Origin of the sequence: Streptococcus macedonicus ACA-DC 198 (assembly GCA_000283635.1) — a bacterium.
Lineage (GTDB): Bacteria > Bacillota > Bacilli > Lactobacillales > Streptococcaceae > Streptococcus > Streptococcus macedonicus.
Genome location: HE613569.1, coordinates 1,237,857 through 1,253,005 on the forward strand (window position 1 = coordinate 1,237,857; position 15,149 = coordinate 1,253,005).

The following is a 15,149-nucleotide window of genomic DNA, read 5'->3' on the forward strand; positions in this document are numbered from 1 at the left end:
GCTAGTTTCAAAATTTGATAACGCAAGGCTCTCTTCCAAGGTCGTCAGGCAAATAAAAAAGCCCTGCCAAGATTGACAAAGCTTTCAATAATATCTATTTACGCTATTATTTTGCGATAGGGTAAACAGAAACTTGTTTTTTATCGCGACCTTTACGTTCGAAACGTACAACACCTTCAACTTTAGCGAAGAGTGTATCGTCACCACCGCGACCTACGTTTACACCTGGGTAAATGTGAGTACCGCGTTGACGGTAAAGGATTGATCCACCTGAAACAGTTTGTCCGTCAGCTGCTTTAGCACCTAGACGTTTAGCTTGTGAATCACGACCATTTGATGTAGAACCTCCACCTTTTTTGTGGGCGAAAAGTTGCAAGTTAGCAAGATTCATTTTTAACATATGTTGTGTCCTCTTTTCAAATTAGTTTGCAATGACTTGAACTGACACAAACTCTTGAGAGTTTTCTGCCAAATTTGTCATTCCTAAAAGAAAGCTTTCAAATAAAAGTTGAACTTTCTCATCTGTCTTTTTAGTTACATGAGAGATATCAATCTTCATATAACCACCATCAATCTCATTGATAGCTAAATCAGCGTTGCAATCTGCCAAAGATTCTAATGAATTAACCAAGTTAATTGATAAAGTTGAGACAGCTGCACATACGATATCAAAGCCATACTCACCACTACCAGCGTGACCAGTCAGTTCAACACTTTCTAAGTTATCCTTGTGGCGAATAAAAATTGCTTGAATCATAATAATGCCAAATTAAGCGTTGATAGCGTTGATAACAACTTTTGTGTAAGGTTGACGGTGACCTTGTTTACGGTGGCTACCTTTTTTAGGTTTGTATTTGAAAGTAACAACTTTCTTTTGTTTACCTTGTTTTTCAACAGTACCAACAACAGTAGCTCCTTCAACAACTGGTGTACCAACAACAGTGTTGTCACCACCAACAAGAACAACTTCGTTAAATGTTACTTCTGAACCAGCTTCAACATCAAGTTTTTCAATATAGATAGCTTGACCTACTTCAACTTTAACTTGTTTTCCACCAGTTTTGATGATTGCATATGTGCTCATCGTGCACCTCCTATAAATTTTGTTGCGGATTTTCCGCTTGTGAAGACTCGCCTAAATCGTGAACTTCGAAAGTTACTTACGAACGATTTTCGTGCGGTTGCACAGGATGTGCATTTAGTCAACATTCATATTTTAACATGATAAAGTGATTAAATCAAGGAATATGCTATGTTTTTTTAGCAATATTACGTTTTCATTCTGCTTTTTTCTCAAATGAAATAGCAATTAAGCCTAGCACCGCTTTTTTCGTTAATCTTTCCACTACTTGAATGTCAAGTGAGGTATCTGTTGCCATGACTTGATACACTTCTTTTCCTTCATGATAATAATAATCCGTGATATTAAAGCCGTTCTTTTCATAAAAAGCAACTCGTTTAACACGTTGGTGATAATTTTCAGCAGTTTTATCTAATGGTTCCATGGCAAGAATAATCGGACGTTTTCCTGCTAAATTTCTAATGTCTTGTAAAACGGCAGAGCCATAGCCACGTGAACGAATATTTGGATTAACCGCAAGAAAGAAAAGATAGATAACTTCTTCATTCTCCAACAAATACACTAAACCAACAAAGTCATCCTTATCATAGTAGGCATAAAAATTCGCTAAACGCCGATAAGCATTCAAAACTAATGGAAAATAGGGTAACCGTTCTACTGCTGGAAAGGCAGTTAGGTATAATTTTTTAACATCTTCATAACTCTTTGAAAATAGGTTAACTTTTTGACGACTTAATCCCATTGTAAATTCACCAATTCATTCATTTCTTGGTAGGCAGTATCCACTTTTTCTTGCATAGTTGAATCAAGAATATCACGATACTTTCCACCTTCAATAGAATCTTCCAAAACAATCGTTCGATAATCGGAAAGCACAAAGCCTTCTGAACCCGTCACACCCTTGCTCCAAACCCAAACCATTGTCGGATGAGCGGCAACGGTCTTGATTGTTGTTTTATTATTTTTCTTTTCAAAAGTGACGTCCATTAAGAGACCACGTTCTGTCCAGATATTATCAACCGTTTCTAAACGCTGGTTAGAGATAAAGTTCCCCATTGAATAGATGATAAATTTCTTATCACCGTCTTTTTCAAGCGTTTCAGATGGTTCAGCAACGTGAGGGTGTCCACCAAACACAACATCTGCTCCCCAGTCAATCATTTTATGATAAAGCGTTACTTGTTCGTCTGTTGGTTCAAGAGCGTATTCTGTTCCCATTTGTGGCATGATAATTGTGACATCAGCTTTCTTTTCAGCTTCTTGAATTTCTGATTTCATTTTATCTTCATCTAAATCTGACATATGTTTTTCGTAATCTTCATCTGCCACATTTGCTTCCATGCCATTATAGCCATAAGAATAACCCAAAATTGCAATTTTGATGCCATTGACATTTTTAATGAGAATGTCTTCCGTATCACGATTTTCTTTGTAAACACCGATAGTTGATAAGCCAAGATTTTCAAAGGTTTCAACCGTATTGATAGCACCTGAGAGCCCAGAATCCAAAATGTGATTATGCGCTAAATCAACAACATCATACCCCGTGTCTTTCATAGCGTCAGCGATTTCACTTGGTGCATTAAAAAGCGGATAACCACCCAAAGGGTAATCAGGGCTAATCGTTCCTTCGTAATCACCGATAGCCAAGTCAGCACTTGAAATCCAGTCCTTGACATATTCAAAAAATGGCATGAAATCATAGCTTCCGTCAGCTTGTTCAGCACTTCCATAAAGCCCGTTGTGAATAAGAATATCACCATTTGCCATGACTCGCGCTGTTTTCGTCATATTGCTTTTGTTTTGTGCTTGTTTTTCTGTCGTTTGTGTCGTATTAGCGTTCGATTTTTCAAAAGCTAGACTATACACACCCGAACCAAGCAAGGAAATCACCAAAAAACTCAAACAAGCAAGCGTTGTTTTTTTATAAATAATCCTATCAAACATCACTTAATCTTACCTCCAGATACTATTATAGCATTTTCTAGCAAAGGAGACAGAATTTCCCTAAAAAGACAAACTAAAAAGCCACCAACGGTAGCTTTTTGTCTCCTATAATAAATCATCAATCAAGTCATCAACCTCATCGTGGTCTGCTTGTGGAGTGATTGTTGTTACTTTAATACCTGCAACCGCACGTTCAACAAGCCCTTCAACGTCCATACGTTTTTCGTATTGTTCAACATCTTTGATTTTAGGATTTGTTTTTGGACGGTCAGGTGCAAAAATGGTACAGCAGTCCTCAAATGGTTGAATTGAAATATCGAAAGTATCGATTTTTTGAGCAATATCAATGATTTCTAGTTTATCCATTGTGACAACTGGACGAATAATTGGGGTTGCAGTTACCGCATTAATAGCACGCATGCTTTCAAGTGTTTGACTGGCAACTTGTCCAAGACTTTCACCATTAATAATCACCAAACCATTACGTTCCTCACGGATACGGTCAGTAATACGCATCATAAAACGACGTGTCAAAGTCATCAAGTAAGCTTCAGGTACTTTTTCTTTAATTTCTTCTTGAATTTCTGTAAATGGCACTTCGATAAAATCAATATTACCACCAAATTTAGTCAATTTACGTGTCAAATCTTGGGCTTTTTTAAGAGCACCTGGGCTTGTATAAGGTGGGCTAGCAAAGTGAACTGCCTCGATATCAACCCCACGTTTAAGAGCAAGGTAACCTGCAACTGGTGAATCAATTCCGCCAGAAAGCATCAACATTCCTCGTCCTGCTGTTCCGACAGGGAGACCACCAGCACCTTTGATATTTTCATAGGAAAGGTAAGCTGCTTCTTCACGGATTTCAACTTTTAAATTAACATCTGGACCTTTCATTTGAGCTTGGATATCTGGTAAAACCTCAAACACGGCAGAACCAAGGTATTGGTTCAATTCGCGACTATCCATTTCAAAGTTATGGTCGCTACGTTTACTTGTAATTTTAAAAGTTAGTCCTTCATGATAAACATCTTTCATCACATCTTGAACTGCTTTCTTAATGGTTTCAAGATTTTTCTCAACTTTGTATGATGGCGAGAAGCTTTGAATCCCAAAAATTTGTTTCAATGATTCAGCAACTGGTACGTAATCTGTGCCATTTAAATAAATGTGAGCACGGTCACGGTCAGCAACAACACGCACATCTGGATAAATTGAAAGAACGTGTTTCATGTTACATTTCAATTCATTGATGAAACGCATACGGTTCTTTCCTTTGGTTGATAGTTCGCCGTAACGAACCATAATTTCTGAATACTGCATAGTTTATTAAAGAGAAAACTCTCTTTATCCTTTCTTATTATCTTACTTTTTTGGTTTTTTCGTAAACTTGTTTGAAAATCGTTAGAAATTGCTCAACTTGTCCCATGTCATTATCGTCATCAAGACTGATTCGGACAGCTGATTGTGCTAATTTCGTTGGAACACCCATAGCAATCAATGTTCCAGCAGGTTTTCCAACTTTTGATGAACAAGCTGATGTGGTTGAAATGTAGATTTCATGTTCTTCAAAAGCATGAACCACAACCTCACCACGAACTCCTTTAATTCCAAAGGTTAAGATATTTGGGGCAAATGTGTCATCTTTACCTGAGAAAATGACAATATCTTTGTGCTTAGCTAGCTCGTCATAGATAACTTCTTTCATCTTGGCAATTTTCGGAAGAGCATAATCTTCTTTGTCAGTCACCAAGCGAAGTGCTTTAGCCGTAGCCGCAATTCCCGCCACATTTTCAGTTGTAGAACGAAGGTCACCTTCTTGACCGCCACCAGCTAGTAATGAGTTTAATTTTTTACCTTCTTTTTTATAAATGAAACCAACCCCACGAACGCTGTGGAATTTATGCCCTGAAAAGCTTGCAAAATCAACACGGTCAGTTAAATAATCAGCCACTGGAATTTTTCCGATAGCTTGAACAGCATCCACATGGAATGAAATTCCTAGCTTATCAGCTAATAATTCAGAGATTTCTTTAATTGGTTGGATAGAGCCAATCTCATTATTCACTGCCATGATTGATACCAAAGTTGTATCTGGTCGCAAAAGCGCAGCTAATGCTCTAACATCAACAAAGCCTTGGTCATTAACAGGTGCATATGAAACGTCAAAACCGTGTTCGCTTAGCCATTTTGCTGACTCTTTAACCGCTGGATGTTCGATATCTGAAACGATGATGTGTTTCCCATAACGTTCTTTTTCAAAGGCAACACCTTTAAGTACCCAGTTGTCACTTTCTGTACCACCAGACGTAAAAATAATTTCAGTGCTCTTAACTCCTAATAAATCCGCGATTTGCTTGCGACTAGCTTCTAAAATACGACTAGCCTTTGTTCCTAAATTATGCAAACTTGAGGGATTTCCAAATATCTTGCTAGCAACTTCCTGATAAGTGCGCAACACTTCAGGATAGGGAATTGTTGTAGCTGAATTATCAAAATATATCATCTTTTCTTCCTTCACAAAAATCAATACTACCATTATAGCACAGACTTTTATGAGTGTGAAAGTTTTAATTTTAAGTTTTTTTAAGGTTAACTTTAAGAATTTGGCGTACAATAATTTTTGAAGCAAAAAAATTCTAACGCTGGACATTTAAAAAGAATATTTTATAATAGAGTTATATGCTAAAAAGGAGTTAATCATGTCTCAAAAATACTCAAGAAGTCAAAAATCATCATCAAAAGACGATAAGTCAGCTGCCCCAACAAAACACATTAAGACAGGCTTTTCTGCCCTTCAAAAAACAGTTGCTCTCATTGGTTCTATTCTTAGTATCATTGTGGCAAGTATTACCATTAACAATGCCTTAAAGGGGTCAAACTCAAAGACAACAGACAAATCAACAACGACAACAACTGTTGTCATCAAAGAAAGCGACAGCGATAGTAAAACAGATACTTCCGCTTCGACAACTTATTCAAGTTCTGCTTCTGCTAATAATAACTACAACAGTGGTTCTAATAACAATACTTACAGTTCAAGTTCAGATACCACTTATAGTTCAAGCTCTGGCTCTGCTACAAGCCAAAGTTCAACAACACCATCAAGTTCAGATACAACTTCTGACGATACAACTACAAGTAGCAACACTGAAACAACTGAGTAATCGTTACTAGTGGCAATATCGTTTTCAACGAGCATTTGCTGCCCATATTGATTTTTAGACTGTCTTAATCACATTCAAAAGAGGTAAGTACACTAAGTTCTCACCTCTTTTTTACGAATTTAATCAAAAAGAAAAGTTATGAATTATATTGAAACATTAAACTGGATTCATTCTCATAAAGCCAACGGACGTCGTCCAAGCCTTGAGCGTATGCAGTATTTACTCGCATTACTCGACAATCCGCAAGATAAATTTCCTGCGATTCACGTCGTCGGAACCAATGGCAAAGGTTCAACAACAAGCTTTTTACAACATATTTTAACTGCTTCTGGTTACAAGACTGGGACTTTCACATCGCCATTTATTACTCGTTTTAATGAGCGCATTGCTATTGATAGCGTTGAAATACCTGACCACGATTTGGTCAAAACAGTTCAAGCTATTAAGCCGATTGTCGATAGCGCAGAATTTCAAGACAAGGTCGGCAAAGTGACCGAATTTGAATTAGTCACTGCTCTCATGTTTTATTATTTTGCAGTCATTAATCCCGTCGATATTGCGGTCATCGAAGCTGGGATTGGTGGCACTTACGATTCAACCAATGTTTTCACAGCCAAAGCCGTCATTTGCCCCTCAATCAGCATCGACCACCAAGAAACACTCGGTAATTCCCTAGCTGAGATTGCCCAGCACAAAGCAGGTGTCTTAAAAACAAACGTTCCCTTTATTTTTGGAGAAATGGCAGAGCCCATTCGCCGCATTTTTTATCAGAAAGCCGAAGAGACAATGTCCAGCATTTATGAATTAGGAAAAGGTTTCTCGTTTATGGAAAATGGCAGAGCTTTTGATATGATTTATCATCAGACTATTATTCCAGATATTCAGCTTAAAATGTTTGGTAAACACCAAAAAGCTAACGCTTCTTTGGCAGCTATGACTGCATTGATTCTTCAAAATCAATTGCCAGCTATTACACCAATTACAATCAAATCTGGTCTAGAAGATACTGTTTGGGCAGGACGTTGTGAACTCATCAAGCCCAATCTAATGCTAGATGGTGCTCATAACGAAGATTCTATCGCCAAATTAGTTGACTTACTAAAGAATGACTTTGCTCAACAGAAAATTCACATTTTATTTGCAGGGCTAAATCGCAAGCCTTTAACACAAATGCTGGAAGAATTGTCCGTCTATGACTTAACCGTCACAACATTTGATTTCTACCAAGCACAGGCATTGTCAGACTACCCAGAACAATACCCAAAAGTTGCTGATTACAAAGACTGGCTCTCAATGGTAGATGACAATTTAGAAGACTTATTTGTTGTGACAGGGTCACTTTATTTCATTTCTGACGTTCGAAATCACTTGCTAAATCACTAATCCCACCTGATTTTCCAGATGGGATTTCTTTTTTCTTTAATTTAGACTTTCTGCAAATTTACGTTTAATAAAGTTGGCAGAATTTTGAAGTTTTACTTCTTCTTCTGCTGGTAATGTCAATTTTATTTGCTCGATAATTCCTTCACGTCCAACAATGGCAGGATAGCTAAGGTAAGTATCAAGCGGTTCATAATAATTTGACACTGGTAATTCTTCATGGCTATCTGACACAACAGCCAAAGCTAAACGGATTGCCGCACTTGCAATGCCATAGCTAGTGTATTTTTTACCATAGAAAACAGTATGTCCACCAATCATCGCTTCATGAGCAATTTCATCCAAAGTCTTAGCATCTGTAAATGTTGAAATAGGTTGCCCCTTCACACGCACTTGACTCCATGCTGTGAATTGAGAATTCCCATGCTCACCTAAATTATAGCCATAAACACTACGAGCATCTACACCGAAACGTTCTGAAACTGCACGTTTCATACGTGCTGTATCAAGCAACGTACCCGTACCAATGACGCGTTCCTTAGGAAGCCCTGAATAATGTTGATAAAGGCTAGTCACAACATCAACAGGATTAGAAATCGCGATAATAATACCTTTAAAACCAACTTCTTTTAATTTTTTAGCAACAAGTGGTACTTGCTTTGCTGTAAAAGGCAATTCTGCAAAACGGTCCGCATCTGAATTGTCCTGCAAAGCAATATTTCCCAAAGCTGAAATCACAACATCTGCATCTGCCAACGCTTGATAATCATTAACAACGATATTAGCATGTTGATTGAGATTAGCTGCCGCATCTGAAAAATCAACAGCATCCGCCGTAACTTTCTTTTCATTAATATCTATCAAAACATAATCATCAAATGCACCTTGAGCAATCAAACCATGAGCAACTGTTGACCCAACATGCCCCATTCCAATAATTCCGACCTTACGTGACATACAACATTCCCCCTTATAAAGTTATCACTCATTATAGACCTTTGATTCAGAAAATACGAAAACAACCTAACAAAGAATGTCAGGTTGTAAAATATCATTATTTCAAAAGGTCTTGCAAAGGTCCAAAGACAATTTTTTCAATGTCAGATACATAAACTGACAAAGCTTGTTGCGCATCGAGGTAAGCTTTCAGAACTGGATTAGCTTCAATTTTAGCTCCTAATTCTTGCATTTTAGCTTGTTCATCACCAGTAGGCATTTGTCCAGATTGCAATTTAGCATAAAGCTCTTGTTGAAAATCTGTAAATTCTTTGAAAAGTTCTTTAGCTGCCGCATCTGCTTCAATCGCTGCACGACTTTCTTCAGCTTTTTTATACTCTGGAAGGGCACGAATGCCACGTTCTAATTCATTTGCTAAATCATAAATATTTGCCATAGTAGGTCTCCTTAATTAACATAAACTTTATAATCAGTATTTTCACTGATAACTTTCTTAGCGTGTTCCAAATCTTTGATATTCTTAAAGGAAATTTGTAAAATACCGTTAATATCCTCACGGTTTTCCTCGTTAATATGAATGTTAACCAAAGATGTTCCACGAAGTAATTCCAAGATTTCCAAGATAACATCTTCTTCATCAGGAACGTCAACAAAAATATCAAAGCTGCTTTCAACACCACCACGTCTGTGAATGTTCATTTCCTTACGGGTTTCTTTGGCATGGTTAAAATAATTCCAAATAGCATCGGCGTCATTTTGCGAAATAAGCTCCGCAACGCCATCAAGTCTGTTTTTAAAATCATCAATACGTTCTAAAACCGTAGCCTTATTGGTTAGTAAAATACTAGTCCACATACCTGGTTCGCTTTCCGCAATACGTGTCATATCACGAAAACCTCCAGCCGCAAAGTGGTTAGTCATCTCATGTTCCAAAGCATAATCCCCAGCTTGTTCCATTAAACTAGCTGCCAAAATATGTGGAAAATGCGAAATTTGACTTGTAACACGGTCGTGCTCAGCAGCATCAATTTCAATGTAGCGCGCATGAAGCCCTGACAAAATAACTTTCATGTCAGCAATTGTGCTGGCATCTGTCAGCCTTGACGGTGTGAAAATATAATAAGCATTTTCAAATAAATTGACTTCAGCAGCAATAGCACCAGATTTATGAGAACCTGCCATAGGATGAGAGCCAACAAAACGAACCTTTTTTCCAGCAAGGTATTTTTCACCAGCTTCGACAATTTCACGTTTTGTAGAACCTGCATCTGTAATAATGACATTGTCTTTCAAATCCATATCAGCTAAAGCCTTAATAAATTCGATAGTTTGCTTAATTGGCACAGCTAATATAATGACATCGGCTAAGGGCGCAAATTCCTTAAAATCAGCAGTCGCTTCATCCACAATTCCGCGTTCAAGGGCAACGTTGCGTGATTTATCAGAGCGATTATAACCAAGGATTTTATAATCAGGGTGGTCACGTCTGATTCCCAAAGCAAAGGAACCACCAATCAAACCTAAACCTGCAATATAAATCACTTTGTTTTCCATAGTTACTCCATTTCTGGTTTGCAAATCTTTATAGCAATATTGGAGAGCACACGCCCTCCAATTGTCAAAATGTTATGTTTTTAAAAATGTTTGACATAATCACGATGACGAGCAACAGCTTCTTTTAATTCTTCAAGATTATCAGAAGAGAATTTTTCAAGGATTTCATCTGCCACAACAGTTGCAACAACTGCTTCCATAACAACACCTGCTGCTGGAAGAGCTGTTGGGTCTGAACGTTCAACCGTCGCTTTGTATGGCTCATGTGTTTCAATATCAACTGACATCAAAGGTTTATAAAGTGTTGGAATAGGTTTCATGACTCCTCGAACAACAATTGGTTGTCCATTAGTCATACCACCTTCAAAACCACCAAGATTATTGGTACGACGAGTGTAGCCATCTTCTTCGTTCCAAAGAATTTCATCCATTACTTGGCTTCCTTTGAGGTAACCATCTTTAAATCCTAAACCAAATTCAACTCCCTTGAAAGCGTTGATTGAAACGACCGCACCTGCAATTTTTGCATCAAGTTTCTTGTCCCATTGAACATAAGAACCAAGACCAACTGGAACGCCACCAACAACAGTTTCAACAACACCGCCAATAGTGTCACCATCTTTTTTGATTTGGTCAATATAATCTTTGATTTCTTGTTCACGCTCTTGATTGACAATTGAAACTTCCGATTGACTAGCTAATTCTTTAATTTGTGAAACAGTCAGTCCCTCTGGAACATCAATCTCTTTGCCACCAAAAACAACAACGTGATTAGCAATTTCGATATCAAGCTCTGCTAAAATACGTTTTGCCACCGCTCCAACGGCTACACGCATTGTTGTTTCACGCGCAGATGAGCGTTCAAGAGAATTACGCAAATCTTCAAAACGGTATTTCATCCCACCAACAAGGTCAGCATGCCCTGGACGCGGATGAGTAATTTTACGTTTTGTTTTTAAGCTATCATCAATATCCTCAACTGCCATAATATCAAGCCATTTTTCATGATCTTTATTGATGACATGAAGGGTAATTGGAGCACCAGTTGTTTTTCCGTGACGTACACCAGATGTGATTTCTACCTTATCTGATTCGATTTTCATACGCCCACCACGTCCATAACCACCTTGACGTCGTTTTAAATCAACATTAATATCCTCAGCAGTTAAAGGAAGCCCTGCAGGAACTCCTTCGATAATTGCTGTCAAACGCGGTCCGTGGGATTCACCAGCTGTCAAATATCTCATTTTACTTCTCCAAATACTCTTTCATCTCTTCAAGTGGGATCTGATTGATTGCTGCGCTACCAAGCTCTGGTACAATAACTGTCTTAATCGTTTTACCGCGAGCTTTCTTATCATGTACTAAAGCACCATAAAGTTCGTCAACATGCCATGGTTTGTAATCCGTAGGCAAACCAAATTTTTGGCACATGTCAAAAATTTCTTTTGTAATGCCTTGAGGCATCAAGCCTTTTTTCTCAGCAACACGCGAAATTTGTACCATTCCAATGGCAACAGCTTCACCATGCATGACTTTTCCATAACCAGCAGTCGCTTCAACCGCATGACCAATGGTATGACCAAAGTTAAGATAAAGGCGAACACCGTTATCAAGTTCATCTTCAACAACAACTTTACGTTTGACATTGCACGAACGATAAATGATGCTCTCAGCGTGTTCTAAGATACTTTCAGGAGAGCCATCCATAGCAGATAATTCTTCCCAAAGTTCAACATCATCAATCAAACCATATTTGATAACTTCACCCATACCTTCAATGAGTTCACGTTTACCAAGACTTTGTAAGGTTTCAGGATCAATTAAAACACCATCTGGTTGGGTGAATGTTCCCACCATATTTTTGGCAAACGGCGTATTAACCCCTGTTTTACCCCCAATAGATGAATCAACTTGAGCTGTTAAACTTGTCGGAATTTGCAAGAAATGAATGCCACGCATATAGGTAGATGCTACAAAACCTGCCAAATCTCCTACGACACCACCACCAAGCGCAACAATACCGTCACTGCGTGTCATGCCATTTTTGACAAGAAATTCATAAGCTTTGTTAACTGTTTTTAAATTTTTAGAAGCTTCACCTTCTAAAAAGTCAAAGACAATCACTTCAAAACCAGCATTTTCAATGCTTAGCTTAACCTTTTCAGCATATAAACTGCCAACATGATTATCAGTAATAATAGCGATTTTTTGCGGTTTCCAAAGTTTTTTGACCCAATCGCCAGCTTTTGATAAGACACCTTTTTCAATCACAATATCATAAGGTGTTTGTGGGAGATTAACATTCAATTTCATTCGCGTCACCTATCAGTTGTTCTTATTTCGTGTTGTATTTTTCTTCAAGCGCTGACCAGATTTCAGCTGTAGGCATTGTTTCACCAGTCCAGATTTCAAAAGCTTCAGCAGCTTGGAATAAAAGCATTCCTAAACCATTAAGAGCTGTTAAACCTTTGCTACGAGCTAATTTCAAAAATGGTGTTTCAAATGGTTGATAAATCGTATCAGCAACCAACAAACCTGCTGGGAATTCAAAATCTTCTGTAATAATCATTGATTTTCCGTCCATACCTACGCTTGTAGCATTGACGAAAAGTTGTGATTCTAAAATTTTTTCTTGAATCGTTTTTAAATCTTCAACTGGATAAACAGCGATAGATACACTTGTTTTATCGGCAAACTCTTGCGCTTTTTCACGTGTCGCCTCTAAAAACTGAGTTTGGTTAAAAATGTTAATATGACTAGCACCATTAAGAGCAGCTTGCGCAATGAGTGCTGTGGCAGCTCCTCCACCACCAAGAATCGTCATCGTTTTATCTTTAACATCAAAAACAGCAAACGTCGCTAGACTTCTAAAGAAACCAATACCATCTGTATTGTGACCAATTAATTTGCCATCACGATTGATAACCGTATTAACAGCCCCAATCAATTGGGCAGAATCAGTCAATTCATCGATGTAAGGGATCACTTTTTGTTTGTAAGGCATTGAAATGTTCACACCAAACATATCGTAACGTTTTACATTTTCTAACGTAATTGCCAAATCTTCTTCAGGAATATCCCAAGCGACATAAACACCATTAACACCCGTTTTATCAAAAGCATAGTTATGAATAAATGGTGAAATAGAGTGTTTAATCGGTGTTGCAACAACCGCAGCTAAGCGTGTGTATCCATCAATCTGCATCAAGTACCTCCCTAATATGTTTCATATCTGCAAGAGCAACCTGTCCAGGCGCACTCGCTTGCTCCAAACTAGCAAATGACCACGAAGAGCCAAAAACATCAACAGCAAAACGTGAAACGCGTCCAAGTTTTCCCATAGACATTGTTGCGTATTCTTGCTCTGGATTTAATGTTTTGAAACCACGTGTGTAATTCATCAAATCCAACACATCTTGTTCACTCTGTGGCATAACAGCAACCTTAACCACACGCGGAGCAAGGGATGTTAGTTCAGAAAATGACTCCATCAAGTTCTCAGGTGTTTCATCAAAATTATGATATGACAAAACAAGATTTGGGAAGTCTAACATTTGTTGAAAAGCTTCTTTATGAGAAAAATATTCAAAATCAACATAGTCTGGGTGGTAAATAGCATTAATATTTTTCAAAAGCTCAACATAGTCACCGTCAGATAAGTTAATGTTGCCACCTTCCTTATCCGTACGAATGGTAAAAATAATTTCTCGACCTGAAAATTTTTCAAAAATAGCTGGCGCAACAGTCATAATGTCATCTTTATCTAAGAAATCTGCTCGCCACTCAATAATATCGACTTCATCGAATTTCGAAATATCAATCGACTGTGCCTCTTCTAAATTTTTAGGCATTATAGGTACTACTATTTTCATTTTTTAACCTTTATTGTAAATACTTTCAAATAATTACTGTTGACATCTGCTTTGTTAACCGTGAAATCACTTGGCAATTGTTGCAGACGAACATAGTCATGCTTAACAGAAGCAAAGCCTTTTTCTAACTGCTTTTTAAATTGTGCGACCGTCAGGTTAGCTGCATTGGTTGAAGCAATAATGGTGCCATCTTCTGACAGAACTTCCAAAGCTTGACTAATCAAGCGGTGATAATCTTTAGCTACAGAAAATGTTTGCTTTTTATTCCGTGCAAAACTTGGCGGATCAACAACAATCAAATCAAAAGTCAATTGTTTGCGTTTTGCGTATTTGAAATACTCAAAAACATCCATTACCACAAAATGGTGATTACTCAAGTCAAGACCATTCGCCTCAAAATGTGCTTGTGATAATTCACGTGAGCGTTTTGCAAGGTCAACAGATGTTGTTTCGATAGCGCCACCCATTGCTGCCGCTACTGAAAACGCTGCGGTATATGAAAACATATTAAGGACACGTTTTCCAAGACCAAGTTCATTAATCAAAGTATCACGAACGCCATGTTGGTCTAGAAAAATTCCTGTCATCAACCCGTCATTCATAAAAACACTGTATTTGACACCATTTTCTAAAATGGTAAATGATATTGGTGCCTCTTGACCATAAATGTGAGCTGATTCGTAATCAAGTCCTTTAAAACGAATTTTCTCATAACCGCCTTTGATAGCTGGATAAACTTTTTGGAAGGCATTTATAATGACATCGCGATACTGATAAATAAACGTATTATACCAAGAAAATACAACAAAACCAGCATAACGATCTATCGTCACACCACCAAAATTATCTCCATCTTGATTAAATAATCGATAAGCCGTCGTCAAATCTGAATTTTCAAAGTTTTGGCGTTGTTTTTTAGCTTTCGTAAACAAGTCCACAAAATAAGATTCTGTCAATTCAATTTTTCTTGAACCCAAGAACCAACCAATTCCCTTATTTTGTTGAGACAAGTAAGCTGTCCCTAAAAACTGATGAGAATGATTGTAAACAGCGACTAACTGATTATCAAAATCAAGTTGATGAAAATCTCTTCCATCCAAAAGTTGAATACCACGCTTAATTTTCTTTTCAACGAAAGAATCCACGTATAGTTTGTTCATGAAGCCCATTATATCAAAAATTCAGAATTTT

At 37.7% G+C, this 15,149-nt stretch carries 17 protein-coding genes and 1 other annotated feature; of the genes, 2 read left to right on the forward strand and 15 right to left on the reverse strand.

Going from position 1 to position 15,149, the window contains the following annotated elements:
• Positions 1 to 106: 106 nt before the first annotated feature.
• The 7 genes from rpmA to SMA_RS06280 form a co-directional block, all read right to left on the reverse strand.
• Positions 107 to 400: a 50S ribosomal protein L27 gene (rpmA, locus tag SMA_RS06250; protein ID WP_003065365.1), complete on the reverse strand. Its 294-nt coding sequence runs from the start codon at positions 398 to 400 to the stop codon at positions 107 to 109.
• 21 nt (positions 401 to 421) lie between these two features.
• Positions 422 to 757: a ribosomal-processing cysteine protease Prp gene (locus tag SMA_RS06255; protein WP_014294757.1), complete on the reverse strand. Its 336-nt coding sequence runs from the start codon at positions 755 to 757 to the stop codon at positions 422 to 424.
• A 12-nt stretch (positions 758 to 769) separates the two neighbouring features.
• Positions 770 to 1,084: a 50S ribosomal protein L21 gene (rplU, locus tag SMA_RS06260; protein ID WP_014294758.1), complete on the reverse strand. Its 315-nt coding sequence runs from the start codon at positions 1,082 to 1,084 to the stop codon at positions 770 to 772.
• 33 nt (positions 1,085 to 1,117) lie between these two features.
• Positions 1,118 to 1,193: a sequence feature (ribosomal protein L21 leader region), on the reverse strand.
• Between the two features lie 84 nt (positions 1,194 to 1,277).
• Positions 1,278 to 1,823 (reverse strand): GNAT family N-acetyltransferase, encoded by a 546-nt coding sequence (locus SMA_RS06265; protein WP_014294759.1) that lies wholly within the window; start codon positions 1,821 to 1,823, stop codon positions 1,278 to 1,280.
• Positions 1,814 to 3,028, reverse strand: coding sequence for a CapA family protein (locus tag SMA_RS06270; protein WP_014294760.1), 1,215 nt, complete (start codon positions 3,026 to 3,028; stop codon positions 1,814 to 1,816). Before SMA_RS06270 ends, SMA_RS06265 begins: the two co-directional genes overlap by 10 nt.
• A 105-nt stretch (positions 3,029 to 3,133) precedes the next feature.
• Entirely contained in the window at positions 3,134 to 4,348 is a 1,215-nt protein-coding gene (gene thiI / locus SMA_RS06275) for a tRNA uracil 4-sulfurtransferase ThiI (RefSeq protein ID WP_014294761.1), read from the reverse strand.
• A gap of 37 nt (positions 4,349 to 4,385) precedes the next feature.
• A complete protein-coding gene (locus SMA_RS06280) occupies positions 4,386 to 5,531 on the reverse strand; it encodes a cysteine desulfurase family protein (protein WP_014294762.1) in 1,146 nt (381 codons plus the stop codon).
• A 196-nt stretch (positions 5,532 to 5,727) separates the two neighbouring features.
• Here SMA_RS06280 and SMA_RS06285 point away from each other — a divergent pair, with 196 nt between their 5' ends.
• Both SMA_RS06285 and SMA_RS06290 read left to right on the forward strand, forming a co-directional pair.
• Complete coding sequence (locus SMA_RS06285) at positions 5,728 to 6,192, forward strand: DUF6556 family protein (RefSeq protein WP_014294763.1); 465 nt, start codon at positions 5,728 to 5,730, stop codon at positions 6,190 to 6,192.
• 138 nt (positions 6,193 to 6,330) lie between these two features.
• Positions 6,331 to 7,575 carry a bifunctional folylpolyglutamate synthase/dihydrofolate synthase gene (locus tag SMA_RS06290; protein WP_014294764.1) on the forward strand — a complete coding sequence of 415 codons (1,245 nt, stop codon included), beginning with the start codon at positions 6,331 to 6,333 and terminating at the stop codon, positions 7,573 to 7,575.
• Positions 7,576 to 7,611: 36 nt separating this feature from the next.
• On the opposite strand, the gene SMA_RS06295 is transcribed toward SMA_RS06290, so the two are convergent.
• From SMA_RS06295 to SMA_RS06330, 8 genes are all read right to left on the reverse strand, one after another.
• Positions 7,612 to 8,529, reverse strand: coding sequence for an L-lactate dehydrogenase (locus SMA_RS06295; RefSeq protein WP_014294765.1), 918 nt, complete (start codon positions 8,527 to 8,529; stop codon positions 7,612 to 7,614).
• A gap of 97 nt (positions 8,530 to 8,626) precedes the next feature.
• A complete protein-coding gene (locus SMA_RS06300) occupies positions 8,627 to 8,965 on the reverse strand; it encodes a YlbF/YmcA family competence regulator (RefSeq protein WP_014294766.1) in 339 nt (112 codons plus the stop codon).
• A gap of 11 nt (positions 8,966 to 8,976) precedes the next feature.
• Positions 8,977 to 10,083, reverse strand: a complete 1,107-nt coding sequence (locus SMA_RS06305; protein WP_014294767.1) for a prephenate dehydrogenase — start codon at positions 10,081 to 10,083, stop codon at positions 8,977 to 8,979.
• Between the two features lie 80 nt (positions 10,084 to 10,163).
• The gene (gene aroC, locus SMA_RS06310) at positions 10,164 to 11,330 is read right to left on the reverse strand and encodes a chorismate synthase (RefSeq protein ID WP_009854452.1); all 1,167 of its coding nucleotides are present in this window, start codon (positions 11,328 to 11,330) and stop codon (positions 10,164 to 10,166) included.
• Position 11,331: 1 nt separating this feature from the next.
• Positions 11,332 to 12,399, reverse strand: coding sequence for a 3-dehydroquinate synthase (gene aroB, locus SMA_RS06315; RefSeq protein ID WP_014294768.1), 1,068 nt, complete (start codon positions 12,397 to 12,399; stop codon positions 11,332 to 11,334).
• Positions 12,400 to 12,421: 22 nt separating this feature from the next.
• A complete protein-coding gene (locus SMA_RS06320; RefSeq protein ID WP_014294769.1) occupies positions 12,422 to 13,291 on the reverse strand; it encodes a shikimate dehydrogenase in 870 nt (289 codons plus the stop codon).
• Complete coding sequence (aroD, locus tag SMA_RS06325; protein WP_014294770.1) at positions 13,281 to 13,958, reverse strand: type I 3-dehydroquinate dehydratase; 678 nt, start codon at positions 13,956 to 13,958, stop codon at positions 13,281 to 13,283. Before aroD ends, SMA_RS06320 begins: the two co-directional genes overlap by 11 nt.
• Positions 13,955 to 15,118, reverse strand: a complete 1,164-nt coding sequence (locus SMA_RS06330) for a class I SAM-dependent rRNA methyltransferase (RefSeq protein WP_044563249.1) — start codon at positions 15,116 to 15,118, stop codon at positions 13,955 to 13,957. The genes aroD and SMA_RS06330 overlap by 4 nt, the downstream gene beginning before the upstream one ends.
• Positions 15,119 to 15,149 lie beyond the last annotated feature (31 nt).

Coding starts and splice junctions, on each gene's coding strand:
- SMA_RS06285 (WP_014294763.1), top strand. CDS start 5,728: ATGTCTCAAAAATACTCAAGAAGTCAAAAATCATCATCAAAAGACGAT.
- thiI (WP_014294761.1), bottom strand. CDS start 4,348: ATGCAGTATTCAGAAATTATGGTTCGTTACGGCGAACTATCAACCAAA.
- SMA_RS06270 (WP_014294760.1), bottom strand. CDS start 3,028: ATGTTTGATAGGATTATTTATAAAAAAACAACGCTTGCTTGTTTGAGT.
- SMA_RS06295 (WP_014294765.1), bottom strand. CDS start 8,529: ATGTCACGTAAGGTCGGAATTATTGGAATGGGGCATGTTGGGTCAACA.
- SMA_RS06305 (WP_014294767.1), bottom strand. CDS start 10,083: ATGGAAAACAAAGTGATTTATATTGCAGGTTTAGGTTTGATTGGTGGT.
- SMA_RS06255 (WP_014294757.1), bottom strand. CDS start 757: ATGATTCAAGCAATTTTTATTCGCCACAAGGATAACTTAGAAAGTGTT.
- SMA_RS06265 (WP_014294759.1), bottom strand. CDS start 1,823: ATGGGATTAAGTCGTCAAAAAGTTAACCTATTTTCAAAGAGTTATGAA.
- SMA_RS06330 (WP_044563249.1), bottom strand. CDS start 15,118: ATGAACAAACTATACGTGGATTCTTTCGTTGAAAAGAAAATTAAGCGT.
- aroD (WP_014294770.1), bottom strand. CDS start 13,958: ATGAAAATAGTAGTACCTATAATGCCTAAAAATTTAGAAGAGGCACAG.
- aroB (WP_014294768.1), bottom strand. CDS start 12,399: ATGAAATTGAATGTTAATCTCCCACAAACACCTTATGATATTGTGATT.
- rpmA (WP_003065365.1), bottom strand. CDS start 400: ATGTTAAAAATGAATCTTGCTAACTTGCAACTTTTCGCCCACAAAAAA.
- SMA_RS06320 (WP_014294769.1), bottom strand. CDS start 13,291: ATGCAGATTGATGGATACACACGCTTAGCTGCGGTTGTTGCAACACCG.
- SMA_RS06290 (WP_014294764.1), top strand. CDS start 6,331: ATGAATTATATTGAAACATTAAACTGGATTCATTCTCATAAAGCCAAC.
- SMA_RS06300 (WP_014294766.1), bottom strand. CDS start 8,965: ATGGCAAATATTTATGATTTAGCAAATGAATTAGAACGTGGCATTCGT.
- rplU (WP_014294758.1), bottom strand. CDS start 1,084: ATGAGCACATATGCAATCATCAAAACTGGTGGAAAACAAGTTAAAGTT.
- aroC (WP_009854452.1), bottom strand. CDS start 11,330: ATGAGATATTTGACAGCTGGTGAATCCCACGGACCGCGTTTGACAGCA.
- SMA_RS06280 (WP_014294762.1), bottom strand. CDS start 5,531: ATGATATATTTTGATAATTCAGCTACAACAATTCCCTATCCTGAAGTG.